Source organism: Mycobacterium sp. SMC-14, assembly GCF_046250075.1.
Taxonomy (GTDB): Bacteria; Actinomycetota; Actinomycetes; order Mycobacteriales; family Mycobacteriaceae; genus Mycobacterium.
Genome location: NZ_CP176429.1, coordinates 589,601 through 608,498, shown reverse-complemented (window position 1 = coordinate 608,498; position 18,898 = coordinate 589,601). Strand labels below are relative to the sequence as shown.

18 protein-coding genes are annotated in these 18,898 nt (G+C 69.3%); 8 read left to right on the top strand and 10 right to left on the bottom strand.

The window, feature by feature from the left end; genetic code table 11:
• Positions 1-63 precede the first annotated feature (63 nt).
• The 4 genes from ACKY0W_RS02845 to hemL are packed head-to-tail and all read right to left on the bottom strand — an operon-like array spanning position 64 to position 3,360.
• Positions 64-843, bottom strand: a complete 780-nt coding sequence (locus ACKY0W_RS02845) for a cytochrome c biogenesis CcdA family protein (RefSeq protein ID WP_409436312.1) — start codon at positions 841-843, stop codon at positions 64-66.
• Positions 840-1,430: a TlpA disulfide reductase family protein gene (locus tag ACKY0W_RS02840; protein WP_406756406.1), complete on the bottom strand. Its 591-nt coding sequence runs from the start codon at positions 1,428-1,430 to the stop codon at positions 840-842. The genes ACKY0W_RS02845 and ACKY0W_RS02840 overlap by 4 nt, the downstream gene beginning before the upstream one ends.
• Before the next feature lie 2 nt (positions 1,431-1,432).
• The gene (locus tag ACKY0W_RS02835; RefSeq protein WP_409436311.1) at positions 1,433-2,041 is read right to left on the bottom strand and encodes a histidine phosphatase family protein; all 609 of its coding nucleotides are present in this window, start codon (positions 2,039-2,041) and stop codon (positions 1,433-1,435) included.
• Positions 2,041-3,360, bottom strand: coding sequence for a glutamate-1-semialdehyde 2,1-aminomutase (gene hemL, locus ACKY0W_RS02830; protein WP_409436310.1), 1,320 nt, complete (start codon positions 3,358-3,360; stop codon positions 2,041-2,043). The genes ACKY0W_RS02835 and hemL overlap by 1 nt, the downstream gene beginning before the upstream one ends.
• Before the next feature lie 92 nt (positions 3,361-3,452).
• On the opposite strand from hemL, the gene ACKY0W_RS02825 reads away from it, so the two are divergent.
• The 4 genes from ACKY0W_RS02825 to ACKY0W_RS02810 all read left to right on the top strand — a co-directional run bounded on the left by ACKY0W_RS02825 (position 3,453) and on the right by ACKY0W_RS02810 (position 7,009).
• Positions 3,453-3,836 carry a nitroreductase family deazaflavin-dependent oxidoreductase gene (locus ACKY0W_RS02825; protein WP_067967512.1) on the top strand — a complete coding sequence of 128 codons (384 nt, stop codon included), beginning with the start codon at positions 3,453-3,455 and terminating at the stop codon, positions 3,834-3,836.
• A 3-nt stretch (positions 3,837-3,839) separates the two neighbouring features.
• A complete protein-coding gene (locus ACKY0W_RS02820; RefSeq protein WP_409436309.1) occupies positions 3,840-4,220 on the top strand; it encodes a nitroreductase family deazaflavin-dependent oxidoreductase in 381 nt (126 codons plus the stop codon).
• Between the two features lie 5 nt (positions 4,221-4,225).
• On the top strand, positions 4,226-5,428 hold the full coding sequence (locus ACKY0W_RS02815; RefSeq protein ID WP_409436308.1) for a JmjC domain-containing protein: 1,203 nt from the start codon (positions 4,226-4,228) through the stop codon (positions 5,426-5,428).
• Positions 5,429-5,560: 132 nt separating this feature from the next.
• Positions 5,561-7,009, top strand: coding sequence for a PPE family protein (locus tag ACKY0W_RS02810; protein ID WP_409436307.1), 1,449 nt, complete (start codon positions 5,561-5,563; stop codon positions 7,007-7,009).
• A gap of 29 nt (positions 7,010-7,038) precedes the next feature.
• Here the strand turns inward: ACKY0W_RS02810 and ACKY0W_RS02805 are convergent, their stop codons facing one another.
• Together ACKY0W_RS02805 and ACKY0W_RS02800 are read right to left on the bottom strand one after the other, a co-directional pair.
• Positions 7,039-8,607: a PGRS repeat-containing protein gene (locus ACKY0W_RS02805; protein WP_409436306.1), complete on the bottom strand. Its 1,569-nt coding sequence runs from the start codon at positions 8,605-8,607 to the stop codon at positions 7,039-7,041.
• 119 nt (positions 8,608-8,726) lie between these two features.
• A complete protein-coding gene (locus ACKY0W_RS02800) occupies positions 8,727-10,100 on the bottom strand; it encodes a PPE family protein, SVP subgroup (protein WP_409436305.1) in 1,374 nt (457 codons plus the stop codon).
• A 169-nt stretch (positions 10,101-10,269) separates the two neighbouring features.
• On the opposite strand from ACKY0W_RS02800, the gene ACKY0W_RS02795 reads away from it, so the two are divergent.
• Genes ACKY0W_RS02795 through ACKY0W_RS02785 form a run of 3 tightly spaced genes read left to right on the top strand, consistent with a single transcriptional unit; the run spans position 10,270 to position 13,185 of the window.
• Positions 10,270-11,313: an ABC transporter permease gene (locus tag ACKY0W_RS02795; protein WP_409437624.1), complete on the top strand. Its 1,044-nt coding sequence runs from the start codon at positions 10,270-10,272 to the stop codon at positions 11,311-11,313.
• Positions 11,314-11,316: 3 nt separating this feature from the next.
• Entirely contained in the window at positions 11,317-12,306 is a 990-nt protein-coding gene (locus ACKY0W_RS02790) for an ATP-binding cassette domain-containing protein (protein WP_409436304.1), read from the top strand.
• Between the two features lie 45 nt (positions 12,307-12,351).
• On the top strand, positions 12,352-13,185 hold the full coding sequence (locus tag ACKY0W_RS02785; RefSeq protein WP_409436303.1) for an alpha/beta hydrolase: 834 nt from the start codon (positions 12,352-12,354) through the stop codon (positions 13,183-13,185).
• Positions 13,186-13,216: 31 nt separating this feature from the next.
• Here ACKY0W_RS02785 and ACKY0W_RS02780 read toward each other — a convergent pair whose 3' ends face one another.
• The 4 genes from ACKY0W_RS02780 to ACKY0W_RS02765 are packed head-to-tail and all read right to left on the bottom strand — an operon-like array spanning position 13,217 to position 16,541.
• A complete protein-coding gene (locus ACKY0W_RS02780) occupies positions 13,217-13,561 on the bottom strand; it encodes a hypothetical protein (RefSeq protein ID WP_409436302.1) in 345 nt (114 codons plus the stop codon).
• 32 nt (positions 13,562-13,593) lie between these two features.
• On the bottom strand, positions 13,594-15,687 hold the full coding sequence (locus ACKY0W_RS02775; protein WP_409437623.1) for a heavy metal translocating P-type ATPase: 2,094 nt from the start codon (positions 15,685-15,687) through the stop codon (positions 13,594-13,596).
• A 57-nt stretch (positions 15,688-15,744) separates the two neighbouring features.
• Positions 15,745-16,005 (bottom strand): hypothetical protein, encoded by a 261-nt coding sequence (locus ACKY0W_RS02770; RefSeq protein ID WP_409436301.1) that lies wholly within the window; start codon positions 16,003-16,005, stop codon positions 15,745-15,747.
• A complete protein-coding gene (locus ACKY0W_RS02765) occupies positions 16,002-16,541 on the bottom strand; it encodes a hypothetical protein (protein WP_409436300.1) in 540 nt (179 codons plus the stop codon). The genes ACKY0W_RS02770 and ACKY0W_RS02765 overlap by 4 nt, the downstream gene beginning before the upstream one ends.
• Before the next feature lie 154 nt (positions 16,542-16,695).
• Between ACKY0W_RS02765 and ACKY0W_RS02760 the strand changes: the two genes are divergently transcribed.
• Positions 16,696-18,876, top strand: a complete 2,181-nt coding sequence (locus tag ACKY0W_RS02760) for a cellulase family glycosylhydrolase (RefSeq protein WP_409436299.1) — start codon at positions 16,696-16,698, stop codon at positions 18,874-18,876.
• Positions 18,877-18,898: the final 22 nt, after the last annotated feature.

Sequence of the window (18,898 nt, the reverse complement as noted above, 5' to 3'; positions counted from 1 at the left end):
TCGCCCCAAGGCGCGCCTTTTTGGGCCCTTGTGCGTCCGTTCGCGGTGGTGAGGTGGTGGTCATCAGATCGGCAGCCTGACGTCGGAGACCAGGCCGTCTCGGAGCACGGCCACGAAGTGGTCCCACACGCCGGTGAGCAGGGCGAGCCCGACCGCAATCAGCAACACCCCGCCAACGACCTGGATCGCCCGGGTGTGCCGGCGTAGCCAACTCAGCCCGGCCACCGCGCTGGCCGACCCGAATGCCAGCGCCACGAACGGGATGCCCAAGCCCAGGCAGTAGGCGATCACCAGCACCACGCCGCGGGCCACCCCGGCGCCGTCGGTGGTCGAGGCGACCGCGATCACCCCGGTCAGCGTCGGACCCAGGCACGGTGTCCAGCCGAGTGCGAAGACCGCGCCCAGCAGCGGCGCCCCGAACACGGTGGACAGCTGCTGGGGCGTGAAGCGGAGTTGGCGCTGCAGCGCGGGAACGAACCCGATGAACACCAAGCCCATCAGAATCGTCACCGCGCCGCCGACCCGTTGCAGCAGAACCTGATTGGTGATCAACGTGGTGGTCATGCCCAACACGGCCACCGAGCCCAGCAGGAACACTGCGGTGAACCCGGCGACGAACAGCGCCGCCGACCCGGCGACGCGCCACCTCGCGCCGGGCGGGGGCTCGAGCGTCCCGGCCCTTGGACTTTCGTCGACACCCACCACGGCCGCCAGGTAGGACAGGTAGCCCGGCACCAGCGGCACCACGCACGGCGAGGCGAACGACACCAGCCCGGCCAGGACCGAGACGGCGACGGCCAACAGCAGCGGACCGGTGGTGGCGGTGGCGGTGAAGCCGCTCACGACGCCGCCTCGGCAGCCAGCCGCTGCACCACGGGCTGCAGGTCTTCGGCCAGCACCTCACGCAGGAACACCGCCGCCACCCGGTGCTGCCGGTCGAGCACCATGGTCGCCGGGATCACCGACGAGGGATAGCGACCGCCGAACGCAATCATGGTGCGCATCGCCGGGTCGTAGATCGAGGGATAGGTGATACGTCGGTCGGTGATGAAGTCACGGGACGCCTGCGGCTCGGGGTCGCGGACGTCGATGCCCAAAAACGCCACCCCCTGGGCACGGGTGTCGTCGTAGACCTTTTGCAGTTGGCTGATTTCGGTACGGCAGGGTCCACACCACTGCCCCCACACGTTGACGACGACGACCTTGCCGACGAAGTCGTCGACGCCGATGGTGCGTGCCGGGTCCATCAGGTCGGGCCCGGAGATCGGGCCGGGCCGGCCGCGGGTCTCGGGAGGGTCGTAGAAGATGTCGGTTTTGCCGCCGGGCGAGACGAACTCGAAGGTGCCGCCGTGGGTGACGGCGTCGTCGCCGACCGAGCAGCCCGAGACCAGCGCGGCCAGCACTGCCCCGACGATCAGCACTGCCCGCATCGTCAGCCGCCGGCCGGAACCTGGTAATCGACGTCGACGAGACGATCACCGTCGTAGATCAAGGTGGTCACCGAACCCACGCCGCACTCGCGCCGGCGCGGGTCGTGCCAGAGCCGGTTACCGGTGAGGTGCTGGCGCGCGGTCCAGACCGGCAGCTGATGACTGACGCACACCACCTCGCGGCCGGCGGCGCGAGCGCGAGCTTTGCTCACCGCGGTGGCCATCCGAGCCGCGATCTGGTCGTAGGGCTCGCCCCACGACGGGCGCAGCGGGTTGCGTAGATGCCACCAGAACCGCGGGTTGCGCCAGGCGCCGTCGCCGGGTGAAACACGCTTGCCTTCAAAGAAGTTGGCCGACTCGATCAGGTCATCGTCGGTATCGATAGCCAGGCTGTGCCGGGCAGCGATGGGGGCGGCGGTCTCCTGGGCGCGCTGAAGCGGCGAGGCGATCACCGCGACGATGTCGCGGCCTGCCAGCAGGTCGGCCGCGGCGACGGCCTGGGCACGGCCGGTCTCGGAGAGCCGGAATCCCGGCAGCCGGCCATACAGAATGCCGTCGGGGTTGTGGACCTCGCCGTGGCGGATCAGGTGGACGCGGGTTTCTTCTGCCATCAGGGTTTCGGCTCTCCGGTGGTGGCGGCGGCACGCGCCGCGGCGGGTAGCGCAGCGGCGATCCGTTCGAATGCTTCGTCGGTCAGGGCGGCCGAGACGAACCAGGCCTCGAACGCACTGCAGGGCAGGTAGACGCCGGCTTCCAGCAGGGAGTGGAAGAACGCCGGGAAGCGCCAGGTCTCGCTGGCGCGGGCGGCGGCGAAGTCGGTGACGGGCTGCTCGGCGAAAAACACGCTGAACATGTTTCCGGCTCGCGGAATCTGGTGCGGCACACCCGCGTCCGTCAACGCTTCGGCCAGCATCGCGGTCAGCCGGTCGGCATTCTTGTCGAGCGCGGCGTAGACACCGTCGTCGGCGGCGCGCAGTGTGGCCAGCCCGGCGGCGGTGGCCACCGGGTTCCCCGACAGCGTGCCGGCCTGGTAGACCGGCCCCAGCGGGGCCAGTCGGTCCATCACCTCGGCCCGGCCGCCGAACGCCGCGGCCGGCAGCCCGCCGCTGATCACCTTGCCGAAGGTGAACAGGTCGGCCTCCACCGGATCGACGCCGTACCAACCACTTCTGCTCACCCGGAAGCCGGTCATCACCTCGTCGATGATCAGCAGCGCCCCGTGTTCGCTGGCGATCGTCCGCAATTCGGCGTTGAAGCCGGGAGCCGGCGGCACCACGCCCATGTTGCCGGGGCTGGCCTCGGTGATGACCGCGGCGATCTCGTCGCCGAATTCGGCGAAAGCCTTACGGACGGCGTCGATGTCGTTGTAGGGCAACACGATCGTGTCGGCGGCGGTGGCTCCGGTGACCCCGGGCGAGGACGGCAGCGCCAGAGTGGCGACCCCGGAGCCGGCGTCGGCGAGCAGGGCGTCGACGTGGCCGTGGTAGCAGCCGGAGAACTTGACGACCTTGGCCCGGCCGGTGAAGCCGCGGGCCAGCCGCAGCGCGCTCATGGTGGCTTCGGTGCCGGAGTTGACCAGGCGGAGCTTGTCCACCGCCGGCACCCGGGCGATGATCTCGGTCACCAGCTCGGTCTCACCGCGGGTCGGCGCCCCGAATGACAGGCCGGTCCCGACGGCGTCGCGGACCGCCCCGACCACCGCGGGGTGGGCGTGGCCCAGGATCATCGGGCCCCAGGAACAGACCAGGTCCACATAGCGGTTGCCGTCGGCGTCGGTCAGCCAGCAGCCCTGCGCCTCGGTGATGAAGCGGGGTGTGCCCCCCACCGCCGCGAAAGCCCGGACCGGTGAGTTGACGCCGCCGGGGATCACCGCGCAGGCCTCGGAGAACAACCGCTCCGATACCGCCGTGGCTCGATCCGCATTACCCACGGCGACCAGTGTCCCAGCTCGCGCGACGTCACTCGACTACAGGGTGTAGTTGAGGGTTGAAGTGGGTCGGTGGCCGGAGTTGGATGACAGTTATGCAACTACCGCAGCGGCTGGCCCGTTTCAACCGGCATGTCACCAACCCGATCCAGCGAATGTGGGCAGGCTGGGCGCCGACGTTCGGAATTCTCGAGCACGTCGGCCGGCGCTCCGGCAAGCCCTTCCGCACCCCCCTGACCGTGTTCAGCACCGATAACGGGGTGGCCATTCTGCTGACTTATGGCCCGGACCGCGACTGGCTGAAGAACATCACCGCTGCCGGCGGCGGCACCATGCGCCGGCACGGCAAGACCTTCGGCGTCACCGAACCGCGGGTGGTCAGCAAGGCAGAAGCGGCCGAGCATGTGAGTCCGCGAGCGCGGAGGGTCTTCGCCCGGCTGCCGTTCGAGCAGGCGGTTCTGCTCACCCGGCAGGGCTGAGCGGTGCAGTTCTCGGACCGGCGCGCCCGGTTCAACCGGGTTGTGACGAATCCGCTGTTCCGCCCGATCTGCGGCTGGGTGCCGATGTGGTCGATCGTCGAGCACACCGGCCGGCGCTCGGGCACGGCCTACCGCACCCCGGTCTCGATGTTCCACACCGCAGACGGCGTCGCGGTGCTGCTTCCGTACGGAACCGGCCGCGACTGGGTGAAGAATCTGCAGGCCGCCGATGGCGGGCGGGTCAAGGTCGGCGGGAAGACGTTCGCCGTCACGAACCCGCAGGTGGTGCCTACCGAGGAGGCGATCGAGCTGCTGAAGCCGCCGTGGCGCCAGCTGCTCGGGCGCGCCGGGGTGCCGCACACTTTGCTGCTCACCCGCGCTTGAGGCCGGTGTCGGACTTCGACGTTCCGGAGACCCCGGAATCCGCGCTCACCTGGCTGCTGGCGCCGGTGACGGTGCAGGCCTTCCTGGACGAGCTGTGGGGTGCCGCCCCGCACCACATCGGCCGGGGCCGCGCCGACTACTTCGAGCCGCTGCTGGCCGGGCCGTCGGCGGCGAAGCAGCTGCTGGCGGCGTTGGACACCGAGCCGTCGGCGGTGCGCCTCGTGCGCGGTGCCGATCACCTGGAGCCCGAGCGGTACACGCTGCCCGACGGAACGCTCGACGTGGCGCGGGTCCGCGCCGCGGCCGCCAGCGGCTACACGATCATCTGCAACAACATCGAGAAGTACCTGCGTCCCATGTCGACGCTGACCCACGGGGTCGAGGTCGAGCTGAACTTTCCGACCCACGTCAATGCCTATGTCACCCCGCCGGACGCCACCGGCTTTCTGCCGCACTACGACCACCACGACGTACTGGTGTTGCAGATCCAGGGCAGCAAGGCCTGGTATTTCTACGGCGACGATCCGGTGCCGCCACACCTGATGCAACAGATGTACGAGGTGGACCCGGCCGGCCTTCCGGAGCCGACGACTCTGCACCTGGAGGCTGGGGACACCCTTTACCTGCCGCGAGGCCGAGTGCACTCCGCCGAGACGGGCGGCGAACCGTCGGTGCACCTGACCGTCGGCATCCACGTCCCTACGGTGCTCACGCTGTTGACCCACGCCCTGCACCTGTTGAGTCTGCGCGACGACGTCGTGCACACCCGGTTACCGGCAAAGCACCTGGATGACGCGCAGGTGCGGGTAAGCCTGGGCCCATTGATCCATGCCGGCCTGGCCGCGATCGAGTCGCCCGACTCCCTCGCGGAAGGCCTTGGCGCCATGCAGGATTTCCTGGTGCGGCGTGCCCGCTGTCCGATCGTCGGGCAGGTCAGCGACACCGTCGGGCTCGACGTCGACACCTGGGTGCGCAAGCAACAACCGCTGTACTCGCGAGTGACCACGACGGCCGACGGGGTCGGCCTGCAGTTCGCCCAGCTGATCGTCACCGCCCGCCCGGATCACGAGGCCGCGATGCGATTTGCGTCGGAGCGCACCGAGGCGTTCCGGGTCGGCGAGCTTCCCGGACTGGCCGCGACGCAACAGATTGAGCTGGCCCGCAGTCTGATCATGAGCGGCTTTCTGGTGCGTCCACCCGTCCGATAAACCTCCCAAGGTACATGCCCTTCCATAAATGCGGACGATTCCGCATTCGACGCCCGCATTCCGAGGAAACTTCCAGGGAATGACCAAGATTTGAGGTTTAAGCTTCGTTTATTCACCGCGCGAAAGGCGGCAATGACGGAGCCGATCTGGATGGCGTCACCACCGGAGGTGTACTCAGCCCTGCTGAGTAGTGGTCCGGGCGCAGGGCCATTGCTGGCGGCCGCCGCGATGTGGGATGCGTTGAGCACGGAATACACCGACGTGGCGCAGGAACTTTCCACCATGCTCTCGGCGGTACAGGCGGGATCATGGCAGGGCCCCAGCGCGGAATCCTATGTGGCGGCAAATGTTCCGTATCTGACCTGGCTGACGAAGGCCGGCGCGGACAGCATGACGCTGGCCGCTGCGCACCAGACCGCCGCCACCGCCTACACCTCCGCACTGGCCGCCATGCCGACGCTGGCCGAGCTGGCTGCCAACCACACCATTCACGCCGTGCTGGTAGCGACGAACTTCTTTGGGGTCAACGCGATTCCGATCGCTCTCAATGAGGCCGACTACACCCGGATGTGGGTCCAGGCGGCTACCACCATGTCGACGTATCAGGAGGTGGCCGGAGCCGCGGTGGCGTCGTCACCGGCGGCGTCGACCGCGCCGACGGTGCTCAATCCCAACACCCCAACACATCGCGACCACCACCACCGGACCGGCCAAGCGCCCACCCAGGACTTCGGCAACATCTATCAGGAGAGCTGGTGGACCACTCGGATCGCCGAGATCAACGAGGCCATCCAAGCCGACCTGTCCAGCAACAACCCGCTCACCAGCCTGATCAGCGATCCCGTGCTGATGACGATCGCTCCCCACTACGCGGGCGAGATCGTGCTCGGGATGGCGCCGGCCGTCACGGCGCTGACCGAGACCATGCTCGGCTTGGTGGCACCCATGTCACCGCTGAGCGCATTCGTCGGTGTCACCGGGTTGGCCGGCTTGGCGGGCATCACCGCGCCCGCCGCGCCGGCGCTGCCCGCCCTGAATCCACCTCAGCCCGTGCCCGCTGCCGCTGCGCTACCGGCATTGTCGGCTCCGCCGGCGCCGGCCCCGGCGGCTCCCCCCGCCATGGCCCCGCCGACGCTGACCCCGGCCGCCACCGTCGCCGGTGCCCCGCCTCCTCCGCCGCCGTTCACCGGCACCGAGGCAGCGTTCGTCCCGTACCTGGTGGGCGGCGGCCCGGCCAGCGGGGCGCGGATGAAAGTGCGCTTGAGCACTCCTGCGCAGGGTCAGCGCCGCGATGCGGCCGAGGCGGTGTCGGCGGCCGCCGTTCCCGCCAGCCAGGTACGCCGCAAACGGCAACGCAAGGCCCTCACCGATCCCGGCAACCGCTACGAATACCTCGACTCGGCGGACACTGCTGCCGCACAACACGGCGCGGGACAGATGGGGTTCCCGGGCACGGTTCGCCATGAAAAAGGTTCTGCGGTAACCGGATTGACCACCCTATCCGAGAGCGCCGCGGGCCCGCCCGTACCGATGTTGCCGCACACCTGGGAGACTCCCGAAGACCCGGATCAGCTCACCTGAGTGCGGCTGCGCGCCCAGCAGCCAATCGGCTAGCCGTAGGACTCGCCGGGACTCCCCGGCTGGCCGGCAGCACCGTTCGGATCACCGGCACCACCGCTACCAGCCTTGCCGGCCGCTCCACCCGGGACCCCCTGCCCGCCATCACCGCCGTTGCCTCCAGGGCCGCCGGGCCCGACCGATCCGCTCCCGGCCTTCGCACCACCGGCGCCTCCGATGCCCCCGGCCCCACCGGCCGCCGCGGCGTTACCGTCTCCGGCATTGCCCCCGTTTCCGCCCTTCCCGCCGGCTCCGCCGTCGGGATGAGCGGCCGTTCCCGCGCCACCGGCACCACCGGTCCCGCCCGCGCCACCTCCGCCGGCTTCACCTCCGTTGGGATGGCCGAGCATGCCGTCACCGCCATTGCCACCATCACCGCCATTGCCTGCGCTGGCAGTGGGCGATCCCGCTGCCCCGCCGTTGCCACCGGCACCGCCGGCGCGAGCGTGGCTCGGGTTGCCGCCGTAGCCGCCGGAGCCGCTGTCGCCGCCGCGGCCGCCGTTGCCGCCATTGCCCTGGGCTGACCCGGCGAGGCCGTCGCCGCCGTTGCCGCCGGGAGCGCTGAAACCGCCGGGTCCGGCATTGCCCATGATCATCAGGTTGCCGGCGTTTCCGGAGGCCCCGCCATCGCCGCCGTTACCGCCGCCCGGGTGCTCGGCGGTGCCCGCGCCGCCGTTGCCGCCGTAGCCTCCGGAGCCACCCGGGCCCCCGAAGCCGGCCACCGCATTGCCGCCGTCGCCGGCGGCGCCCCCGTTGCCGCCGTCGCCGCCGGCGTTGCCCCAGCCGCCGTCACCGCCGTCGCCCCCGCGTCCACCCGCCCCGAACAGCGAGATGGCGTCGCCACCGAGCCCGCCGGCACCGCCGTTGCCGGCAGTGCCCGAGATGCTGTCCAGCCCGTCACCACCCCAGCCGCCGTCACCGCCGTTGCCCATCAACCAGCCGCCGACACCGCCGACGCCGCCGTTGGCACTGGCCCCGCCATCGCCGCCCCAGCCGCCGTTGCCGATCATCTTGGCGTCGCCGCCGTCCCCGCCGTTGACGCCGGCCTCGTTGTCTTCGGAGGCGCCCGGGTTGTAGCCGCTGCCACCGTCGCCGAACAGCCAGCCGCCGTCGCCACCGTCGGGGTGATCCGCCGTGCCATTCACGCCGTTGCAGATCAGGCCGCAGGCACCATCGATGGCGAACAGCGGGTTGATGATCGGATCCAGCAACGCCCCCGGGCCCTGGATCCACATTTCACCGAGGTCGTGAACGGTCGCGTAGAGCTGGTTCTGGAACAGACCGGCGAACACGACCTCGACCACCGATGCCCAGGTGTAGATGTCGTTGCCCACCACCTGCGAAAGATCCAGCGCATCGGTGGCATCGACCGGCTCGGGCAACGCCGAGGCTCCCAAGCTCGCGGGGTCGAAAAGCTGATCGAACCCGAACAGGTCGTCGAAGTCGGCGCTCGCCGGTGCCGCGGGCACCACCCCCAGCGCCAAGCATGCCCCCACCGTGGTCGCCGAGGCGACGGCGTGACGGTTCCTGCTGAGACGCCCCTTGCGACCGCCAATGAACATTCCCCGCCCCTTCACCTGACCCCCGGACAACAACTGCGTGAGCGGGAGCTTAACCACCGAGACTTGGAGCCACAAGGGCGGTATTTCGCCGGAAAAATAGCCGCAAATGCGGAATCGCTTTAACGCCCCAGCAGGCGCATCTTCTGTTCGTTGTACTCGTCGTTGGTGATCAAGCCACGGTCGCGTAGATCAGCGAATTCGCGGATCTCCGCGGCAATGCCCATCATCGACGGACCGGGGGCGCCCTCGGTATCACCGGTTGGCGAATCCGCCGCTGATTCGCCCGCCGCGCGCTGCGGCATCGCAACCCTGGCCGACGATTCCGCGTCGGCGCCCCCGCGGCCGCGGCTGACCGAGCCCGCCAGGGCGCTACCCCCCATGCCCGCCAGCGCCATCTGGCTGAACGCGGTGCCAGCAGCGCCCAGCGAGGCCGGCGGGGCACCGCCGAACCCCGGGCCGGCCAGCGGCTTGGTGTAGGACAGGCTCCGGATCTCCGGGGCGTTGGCCGCCCAGTTGATCGGCACCGACAGGTTCCCGGCGGTGATCGCCTCGCCCATCGCCGCCGACGTCGCCGACACACCCGGCACCATCGGCCGCGACGGGGTCAGCGGGGAGAACAGGTCGATGTTGCGCAGGATCTCGTACTCCACCAGCTGCAACTGATCCTGCTCGGACAGGATCTCCCGGGTGCTGGCGTCGCCCGCCGCCCAGGCGCCGGCAGACATCACCACCGAGAGCATCGACACCGCGCTGACGCCCAACAGATCGGACAGGCTCGGCCACACGAGCAGGTCCTCGGGGCCCTGCGCGATCCCGGGCAGCGTGGCCGCCGCCGTCTGTAACAGCGAGCTGTTCGGCGAGCCGAAGATCCCCGAGGCCAGCTGGCTGAGCAGGGACTGGACGTCCGACGACGACGAGGTGGCCTCGGCGGTCCCGACCGCGGCAGCTTGACTGGCCGGTCCGGCGGGATTGCTTGTCTGCGGTGGCTTCTGGAAGGGTGCGAGCCCGGTGGCAGCGGCCGACGCCGCGGCGTAGGCGTACATTGCGGCCGCATCCTGGGCCCACATCTCGCCGTATTCGGCCTCGTTGGCGGCAATCGCCGCGGTGTTGGTGCCCAAGACATTGGTGGCGATCAGCAGCAGCAATCGGGCTCGGTTGGCCGCCACCACCGAGGGAGGCACCGTCGCGCTGTGCGCCGCCTCGTAGGCCGCGGCCGCCGCGTTCGCCTGCGCCGTCGTCTGGTCGATCTGTGCCGCGGTGGCGGTCATCCATGCCGCATACAGCGCCGCGGCCCGAGTCAGCGCCTCCGAGGCCGGCCCCAGCCAGGCCTGAGCCGTCAGCTCAGCTGTCACTGACTCGTACGAGGCGACCGCCGAGTGCAGTTCGGCGGAGAGTCCGCCCCACGCAGCGGCGGCGGCGCGCATCGGGGCGGAGCCCGGCCCGGTGTACAGACGCAACGAGTTGATCTCCGGTGGCAGGGCAGCGTAATTCATCACTGACCCCCTCCCTGGGGCGTACACCGGGCGCATGAAAGCGCGTGTGTGTATTTGTAGCTGAAGAAGCGAGCAGTTGACCGGGCATTCCGGATTTGCGGAGGCCCGTCCGGCCTCGCGCCGAGATGACGGTCACACGCGCACGCTGCGATAACATGCGCGCGTGCGGATGTTAATCACCGCGTTTCGCGATCTGCAGTGGCGACTGCGCCGATTCATCGTTGCCGCGGTGGGCACCGCAATGGTGTTCGCCCTGACCCTGGTGCTGGCCGGGCTGACCCATGGGTTCCGGGTCGAGGCGGAGCACGTCGTCGACTCACTGAACATCGACGGCTACCTGATCCAGACGGCTGCGGTAGGGCCGTTCATGGGCTCGTCGCGCTTCCCGCAGGCCGAAGCCGGCGACGTCGCCCGCATTCCCGGCGTGGAGGCGGCGCTGCCGGTGGTCTACGGCAACACCATCCTGCAGGACGGCAAGGCGCCGCTGAACGTGAATATCTACGGTGTGCCCAAGGCCGCGATGCCGCCGCTCACTGCGGGTCGGGCTCCGACCGAACCCAACGAGATCGCGATGTCGACCACGCTCAAGCGCGCCGTCGGCGACGAGATCGAACTGGGCGCGGACAAGCTGCGGATCGTCGGCCTGGTGGAGAAGTCGACCACGCTGGCCGGCCAACCCAATGGCTTCGTGACCGTGGCGGGCGCTCAACGCCTGATGTTTTCGGGTCAGCCAGTGGCCTCCGCGATCGGCGTGCGGGGCACGCCCGAGCACGTGCCGAAGGGCTACCGGGTGGTCGACCGGGCCGCCGCCGTCGACGACATGGTTCGCCCGCTGGCGGGCGCGCAGATGGCCCTGTCCTATATGTCGGTGCTGCTGTGGGGGGTCGCTGGGCTGATCGTGGGCTCGCTGATCTACCTGTCGGCGTTGGAACGCACCCGCGACTTCGCGGTGTTCAAGGCGTTGGGCGTCACGACCTGGATGGTGCTGGCCGGGCTGGCACTGCAGGCGGTGATCGTCGCGGTGGCCGCGGCGGTGCTCGGTGGCGTCTTGGCGGTGTCGATCGGGCCGCTGTTCCCGATGCTGGTGGCGGTGACCGGCTCATCGTTCGCACTGCTGGTCCTGACCGCGGTGGGGATCGGCCTGCTGGCCAGTCTGGCGGGTCTGCGGCACGCGGTGGCCGTCGACCCGGTGCTGGCGTTCGGGGGACCGTAGCTCATGGGGGACTTGCAGATCCGTGATCTGGTCATCGAATACGCCACCGGCGGCGGGGAGCCGATCCGTCCCATCCACGGCCTGAGCCTGGATGTCCCGGCCGGCTCGCTGGTGGTGGTGCTGGGTCCCAGCGGCTGCGGCAAGACCACGCTGCTGTCGTGCCTGGGCGGCATCTTGAGCCCGACCAGCGGTCAGATCCACTTCGGCGCCACCGACGTGACCGGACTGAGCCGGCGCGACATCACGTCCTACCGGCGGCGCACCGTCGGCATCGTCTTCCAGGCGTTCAATCTGGTGCCGAGTCTGACCGCGCTGGAGAACGTGATGGTGCCGATGTGGGCGGCCGGCTGGACCCAGTGGTCCGCCCAAGAACGCGCCCGGGATCTGCTGTCACGGGTTGGCCTGGCAGACCGGGTTTCGCACCACCCCGGGCAACTCAGTGGCGGCCAACAGCAGCGGGTGGCGGTGGCGCGCGCCCTGGCCCTGGATCCGCCGCTGATCCTGGCCGACGAACCCACCGCACAACTGGACTACGTCCGGGCCGGCGAAGTCGTACAACTACTACGGGTGCTGGCGGCCGGTGACCGTGTCGTGGTGGTCGCGACCCACGACACCCGGATCGTGCCGCTGGCCGACATCGTCATCCAGCTGTCGCCGACGGCCGCGCCGGCGCGTCCCCAACAGGCGCCGGTCCTGCTCGGTCCGGGCTCGGTGCTGCTGGAGCAGGGCACCGTCGAGGACCTGATCTACGTCGTCACCGAAGGTGAGGTCGAGATCGCCCCGGACTCGGCCGGCACCGGCGACGGGCTGCTCAAGATCGGCAAACCGGACCAATACGCCGGCCAGCTCGGACCCATGGTGCGGATCCCCCGCTCGGCCACGGTCCGCGCCCCGCATGAGGCGACGGTCGTCAGCTACACCGTGGACGCGTTCCGTCGGCAGTTCGGCCGCCCACCTGTTCCCGACGTTCCTAACGAACCGGCATCAACCTGATCAATCCCGCGGCGTGCCGGGCCAACCCGAGCACGCGGCCACGCGATGATGCTGTACATGGCAGATGTGACCCGCCGGGCTGCTTTGCGCCTCGGGGTCGGTGCCGCGGGGGCTGCTGGCCTGTTCGGAATGGGTGTGGGGCGACACCCGTCCGAGTCGCGGGCGACCGGCAATAGCTATCCGACCCGGGAATCCGGGTCGTTCGTCTCGGCGGCCCGTGGCGGCGTGGAGACCAACTGGATCATCGCCCGCCCACCGGGACAGACTGCTCCGCTGCGGCCGGTGATCGCCCTGCACTGCAAGGACGGCGACGCGGCCTGGGTGATGGATCTGGGCGTGGAAGAGGAGCTGGCGAAGCTGACCGCAGCAGGCCGACCGCCGTTTGCGGTGGTGGCCGTCGACGGCGGCAACACCTACTGGCGCCGGCACAGCTCCGGTGAGGACTCCGGTGCGATGGTGCTGGGTGAGCTGATCCCGATGCTAGCGGAGAAGGGCATCGACACCACGCGAGTCGGGTTCATGGGCTGGTCGATGGGCGGCTACGGCGCGCTGCAGCTGGGCACCCGCCTGGGTCCGTCGCGCACCGCCGGGATCTGTGCCATCAGCCCGGCGATCTACATGACCTATTTCGGTGCGCCCGCCGGCGCATTCGACAGCGTCGACGACTGGCGAACGAACTCAGTTTTCACCCTGGCGCCGCGACTGGCCCCGTTCCCGCTGCGAGTCGACTGCGGGACTTCGGACAGCTTCGCTTATGCGACCAAAAGCTTCATCGGTCAACTGAATCCGCCTCCGGCAGGCGGCTTTTCCCCCGGAGGTCACGACGTGTCCTATTGGCGGGAGCAGCTTCCCGCCCAATTGGCCTGGCTGGATTCGTGATTGCGCCGGGCGCCGCTGCCGCCCGGCCGGGTCAGGCCTGATTCAGCGGGTTCATCGGGCTGGCCGGATTAGCCGGATTCATCGGGTTCATCGGGCTGTCCGGGTTCGCCGGGTTCATCGGATTGGCCGGGTTGTCCGGGTTCGCCGGGTTCAGCGGGCTGTTGATGTTGGCCGGATTGGTCAGGCTGTCGGGGCCGTAGGGACCGACGTTGCAGACCGCACTCGCGTTGGCGATGCAGTCGCTGGGGCTGAACGGGTCGGGATTGGCCGGATCCGCACCGGCCGGCCCGGACACCGCCAGAGCAAACGCGGCCAGACCGGCGCACACCGCCCCGGCCTTGGCGATCACACCATGAGAAACGTTGCGTGCATACATAGAGCAAACCCCCTGTTCGACTTTTCCGGACCCTACCGCGCGAAACGTCGAAGGCGCAGGCTATTCGTCACCACGAGAACTGACGAGGCCGCCATCGCCGCGCCCGCGATCATCGGGTTGAGCAACCCGGCCGCCGCCAGCGGGATCGCCGCGATGTTGTAGCCGAACGCCCAGACCAGGTTCTGCCGGATGATTCGCAGCGTGCGCGCGGACAGCCGCAGCGCCGTCGGAACCGTGCCGAGGTCACCGCGCACCAGCGTCACGTCACCCGCCTCGATGGCGGCGTCGGTGCCGGTTCCCATCGCCATCCCGATATCGGCGGTGGCCAGCGCCACCGAGTCGTTGACGCCGTCGCCGACCATGGCCACCCGACGACCCTGGTCCTGCAGCCGCGTGACGGCCTCGGCCTTGTCCGCGGGCAACACGTTGGCGATGACGTTGGCCGGATCGATCCCCACCTCGCCGGCCACCATGCGCGCCACCGCCGCACCGTCGCCGGTCAGCAGCATCGGGGTGATTCCCATGGCCTTGAGCTCGGCCACCGCGGCTGCGCTGGTGGGCCGCACGGTGTCGGTCAGGGTGATCGTCCCGCGGGCCCGACCGTCCCAGGAGACCTCGACGGCCGTCCCAGTTTCGTGCGCGGCGGCCGACCGAGCGACCTCGACCCGTACGCCGTCGACCACCCCGGCCACACCGTGGCCGGGCCGGCTGGCGAACTCGGTCACCCGGCCGATCTCCAGGCCGCCGGCAGTGGCTCCGGCGACGATGGCCGCGGCGATCGGGTGCTCGGACGCCGATTCGACGGCGGCGGCCCGGCCCAGCACCGTGTTCGGGTCCTCGCCGCGGGCGACTGCGAGACCGCCGACGGCCATCACGCCGGTGGTGACCGTGCCCGTCTTGTCCAGCACGACGGTGTCGATGTCCTTGACGGCCTCCAGAACCTGGGGGTTCTTGATCAGAATCCCGAGCTGCGCGCCGCGGCCGGTGCCGACCAGGATGGCGGTCGGCGTGGCCAGTCCCAGCGCACAGGGGCAGGCGATGATCAGCACGGCGACCGCCGCGGTGAACGCCGCCGCGACCGATGCGCCGGTCAGCAGCCAGCCGGTCAGAGTGAGCGCGGCAATCCCCAGCACCGCGGGCACGAACACGGCCGAGACCCGATCGGCGAGCCGCTGTACCGATGCCTTGCCGGCCTGGGCGTCGGCGACCATCTTCGCCATCCGGGCCAGCTGGGTGTCGGCGCCGACCTTGGTGGCGCGGACCAGCACCAGTCCGGTGGTATTGAGAGAACCGCCCAGCACCGTGTCGCCGTCGGCGACGTCCACCGGCAACGATTCGCCGGTCATCGCCGAGGTGTCCAGGGCCGTGGCTCCGTCGATGACCACGCCGTCGGCGGCGACCCGCTCCCCCGGCCGGACCACGATGACGTCGTCCACCCGCAGGTCAGCTATCGGCACCCGGAGCTCCGTCAATACGCCCTCTTCTCGCCGCATGACCGCGGCGTCCTTGGCGCCGAGTTCCAGCAGTTCCCGCAATGCCGCGCCCGCCGAACGCTTGGCATGCGATTCGGCGTAGCGGCCGGCCAGCAGGAAGACCGTGACGACGGCCGCGACCTCGAAATACACGTGGCCCGCGCCGGTGAAGACCGCAACCGCCGACCACAGATATGCCGCCCACGTGCCCAACGAGACCAGGGTGTCCATGGTGGCGGCGCGGTGCACAGCACTGCGCAATGCGGCGCGGTGGAACGGATAGCCGCCCCACGCCACGATCGGGGTGGTCAGCGCGAACACCAGCCACTGCCAGCCGCTGAACTGCCAGGCCATCACCATCGACAGCGCCACCACGGGCACGGCCAGCACCGCCGAGACGACCAGCCGGGAGCGCAGTTGTCCGGCGAGCACGTCGGCATGTTCGGAGACGTGCTCGCCCTGATGCTCATCGGCCGAGCCGGCCACGATGGCCTGATAACCGGTGTTCTCTACGGCGCGCACCAGGTCCGTGGCCGAGACGTTCGGATCGTGTTCGACGCGGGCCCGTTCGACCGCGAAGTTCACCGTGGCATGCACCCCGTCAAGCGCGTTCAGGCCGCGCTCCACCCGCGCCGCGCACGACGCACAAGTCATTCCCCGCAGTTCGAGGTCGGTGGTGATCACCCCGACGACTATACCCCCATGGGGTATCTAGGAAATCCGGGCGCGACGGACGCGGCACAGACGCGCCGCGCCGACCACCACCAGCACCCCGGCGGCCGTCGCCAACATCCACGCCAGCAGCAGCATCCGGGGGTGGTAGGCCACCGAGGCGGTAGCCGGTTCGCCGTCGATGACCGGCGCGACCATCACCACATAACGCACCTGCAGCCAGGCCATCGCGCAGCCCACCGCCGCGGCGGCGGCCAAGACCAGCTCGAACAGGGCCCGGAGAAGCGGGACGGTCCTCACCAGGACGATCCGTCCTCGACGTCGGTGTCAGCAGGACCACCGGGCGGCACCGTCTCGGGAATCAGCTCGCTAAGGGCGGCCCGAAGCCTGCGATGATCACGCGCCCAGGCCTGCACCGTGCGCCGCCCGGCCAGCCTCAACCCGACGCCCACCCGGCGGCGGGGCACGCCGCTCAGCTCGCCCAGCGCTCGCGATTCCTGCCACTTCTGCGGTTCCTGCTTCCCCCAGCCGACGGGCCGCGGCGCCTCGGGGTAGATCGCCAAAATGTCGGCGACCCGGAGGGTTTCGGTGCCCTGCCGCAACGTGTCTGCCGTCAGCTCGACGGAAGTGTGGATACGCGCAGCCTTCACCTGGATGGCGAGCATCGTCGAGACCAGTACCAACAGCACGGTAGGAACCAAGGGCTGAAAGCCGTAGCCGCCGGAGTTCTGGATCAGCACCAGCAGTCCCGCCGAGATCGGGCCGAACAGCACCCAATACCAGCTGGCACCGCGCTCGAAGAACAGCGGTGCGGGTTGCGATTGGGGTTCAGACATGTCGGGTCAGCCTAACGCGGTCCCGAAGCTCACAGCACCGGGCCGCGACCTCTGGTCGATTTTGACGATTCTTAAGTTACGCGCCAGTAGGTAGGGCTAAATTTCTGCTTGCGTACATGTTTTACACAGGTTGCCGCAACTTGGAGATGGACACATGACCAGTCAGGTAGCCGGCATTGCCGCCGCCGCAGGGGCGGTCCTGACCTTCGGGCTGACGCCACTGGCCGCAGCGCCCGCCGCCCAGGCCGACTTCGATGATGCGCTCGACGCAGTCTTCGCGCCCTTCCTCGATGTCACGACCAACAACCTCGACTGGGACGCGGTGCTCTCCCCGACGGCCTGGGACACCTTCCTCGCGCCCGCCCACTGGGACACCGCCCTGGCCGAACTGGGCTCCGCCCTGGCCGGCCCCGCGGTCGCCGACCCCAACACCCTGCTGCTGCAGTACTTCTACACCCCGATCCACACCGGCATCGAAGACTGGATCAACAGCGACCTCGGCCAACAACTCAACAACCTCATCAACCAACCCTTCCTCGCCCTCACCGGCCGCGCCCTGATCGGCGACGGCGCCGACGGCACCGCCGAACGTCCCGATGGCACCGACGGCGGCTGGCTCTTCGGCGACGGCGGAAATGGCTGGAACAACACCGAATCCGACGGCATGGGCGGCGCCGGAGGTAACGCCGGCATGTTCGGCAACGGCGGTACCGGAGGCAACGGTGCAGACGGTAGCCTCGGCGGCAACGGCGGAGACGGCGGCAGCGGCGGCTGGCTGATGGGCAACGGCGGAACCGGCGGCGACGCCGGCGACGGCACCTACACCGGCCCCGGAGACCTCCCCGCCCTCGGCGGCGCCGGCGGCAACGCCAGCATGCTGCTCGGCACCCACGGCGACCACGGCCACTACGGCACCCTCGACGGCGCCCCGGCAGCCGTCGCCGGGATCACCACGGCCGGCACGTGGATCACCGACGCAGACGGCCGGGTCCTCAACCTGCACGGATTCAACGAGGTCTACAAGATTCCGCCATACGAGCCCTCGGCCGGCGGGTTCAGCGACGACGACGCGGCGTTCCTGGCCGCCAACGGCTTCAACTCGGTACGGCTGGGCGTCATCTGGGCGGGAGTGGAACCACAGCCGGGAGTCATCGACTACAACTACTTGGCGTCGATCAACCAGACCGTGCAGATCCTGGCCAACCACGGCATCGTCAGCATCATCGACTTCCACCAAGACGACTTCAGCCCCGTCTTCGGCGGAGAAGGCGCACCGGAGTGGGCTACCTACACCGGCGGACTGCCCAACCCCGACATCGGATTCGGACTCAACTACGCACTCAACCCCGCGCAGAATCACGCCTGGGACATGTTCTGGTCCAACGCCAAGGGTCCTGACGGAGTAGGTCTGTTGAACCACTACGCGCGGATGTCCCAAGCCGTCGCCGACTACTTCAAGGACGATCCCAACATCGCCGGCTACGAGATCATCAACGAGCCCTGGGCCGGATCTACTTGGTTGTCAACGATATTCGGTAATTCCTTCTATGAAGCTCAACAGCTGACCCCGTTCTACAACCAGGTGAGCGCGGCGATCCGGTCCGTCGACCCGACCACACCGTTGATCTACGAGCCCAACACCCTGTTCAACGAGGCGGTACCGACCCAGCTGGGTGAGGTCGACGACCCGCACGGCGTCTTCGCCTTCCACGACTACTGCATGTTGACCAGCATCAGCGCAGCCTTCTCGCCACTGTGCCCGGGATACATCGAGCTACTGGCCGAGAACGGCGAGGCGTACACGAGCAAGTACGGCGTGCCCGGCCTCATCTCGGAGTTCGGATCCGGAAACGGCGCTGCGGAGGCCGTCATGGTGATGAACGCCGCCGACCAGCGCATGTGGGGCTGGTCGCAGTGGGCCTACAACGGGGTACCCGCCATCACCGGCACCGCCCCGGGCAATGCGCTGGTCTTCGACCCGAGTAAGCCACCCGTCGGTGACAATGTCGATTGGGCCAGGCTGGAAGCCACGTCGGCGCCCTACGCGCAGGCCATTGCCGGCACCCCGACGTCGTGGTCGTTCACAGACGGCACCTTCCAGCTCAGCTACTCCACCGAGATGGCCGGCGGCACAGGACACTTCGCCGCCGGCTCCCAGACCGAAATCTCAGTACCGCCCATCCAGTACCCGGACGGCTATCAAGTCTCCGTCACCGGCGGGCACGTCGTCTCGGCCCCCGGCGCGCCGGTGCTGATCATCGCCTCGGAAGACAACGCCACCACCGTCACCGTCACGGTGACCGGGGCTGCCGGTAGCCCGACCGGCGGAGTGTGACGCCCGCCACAACCCGTCCGGG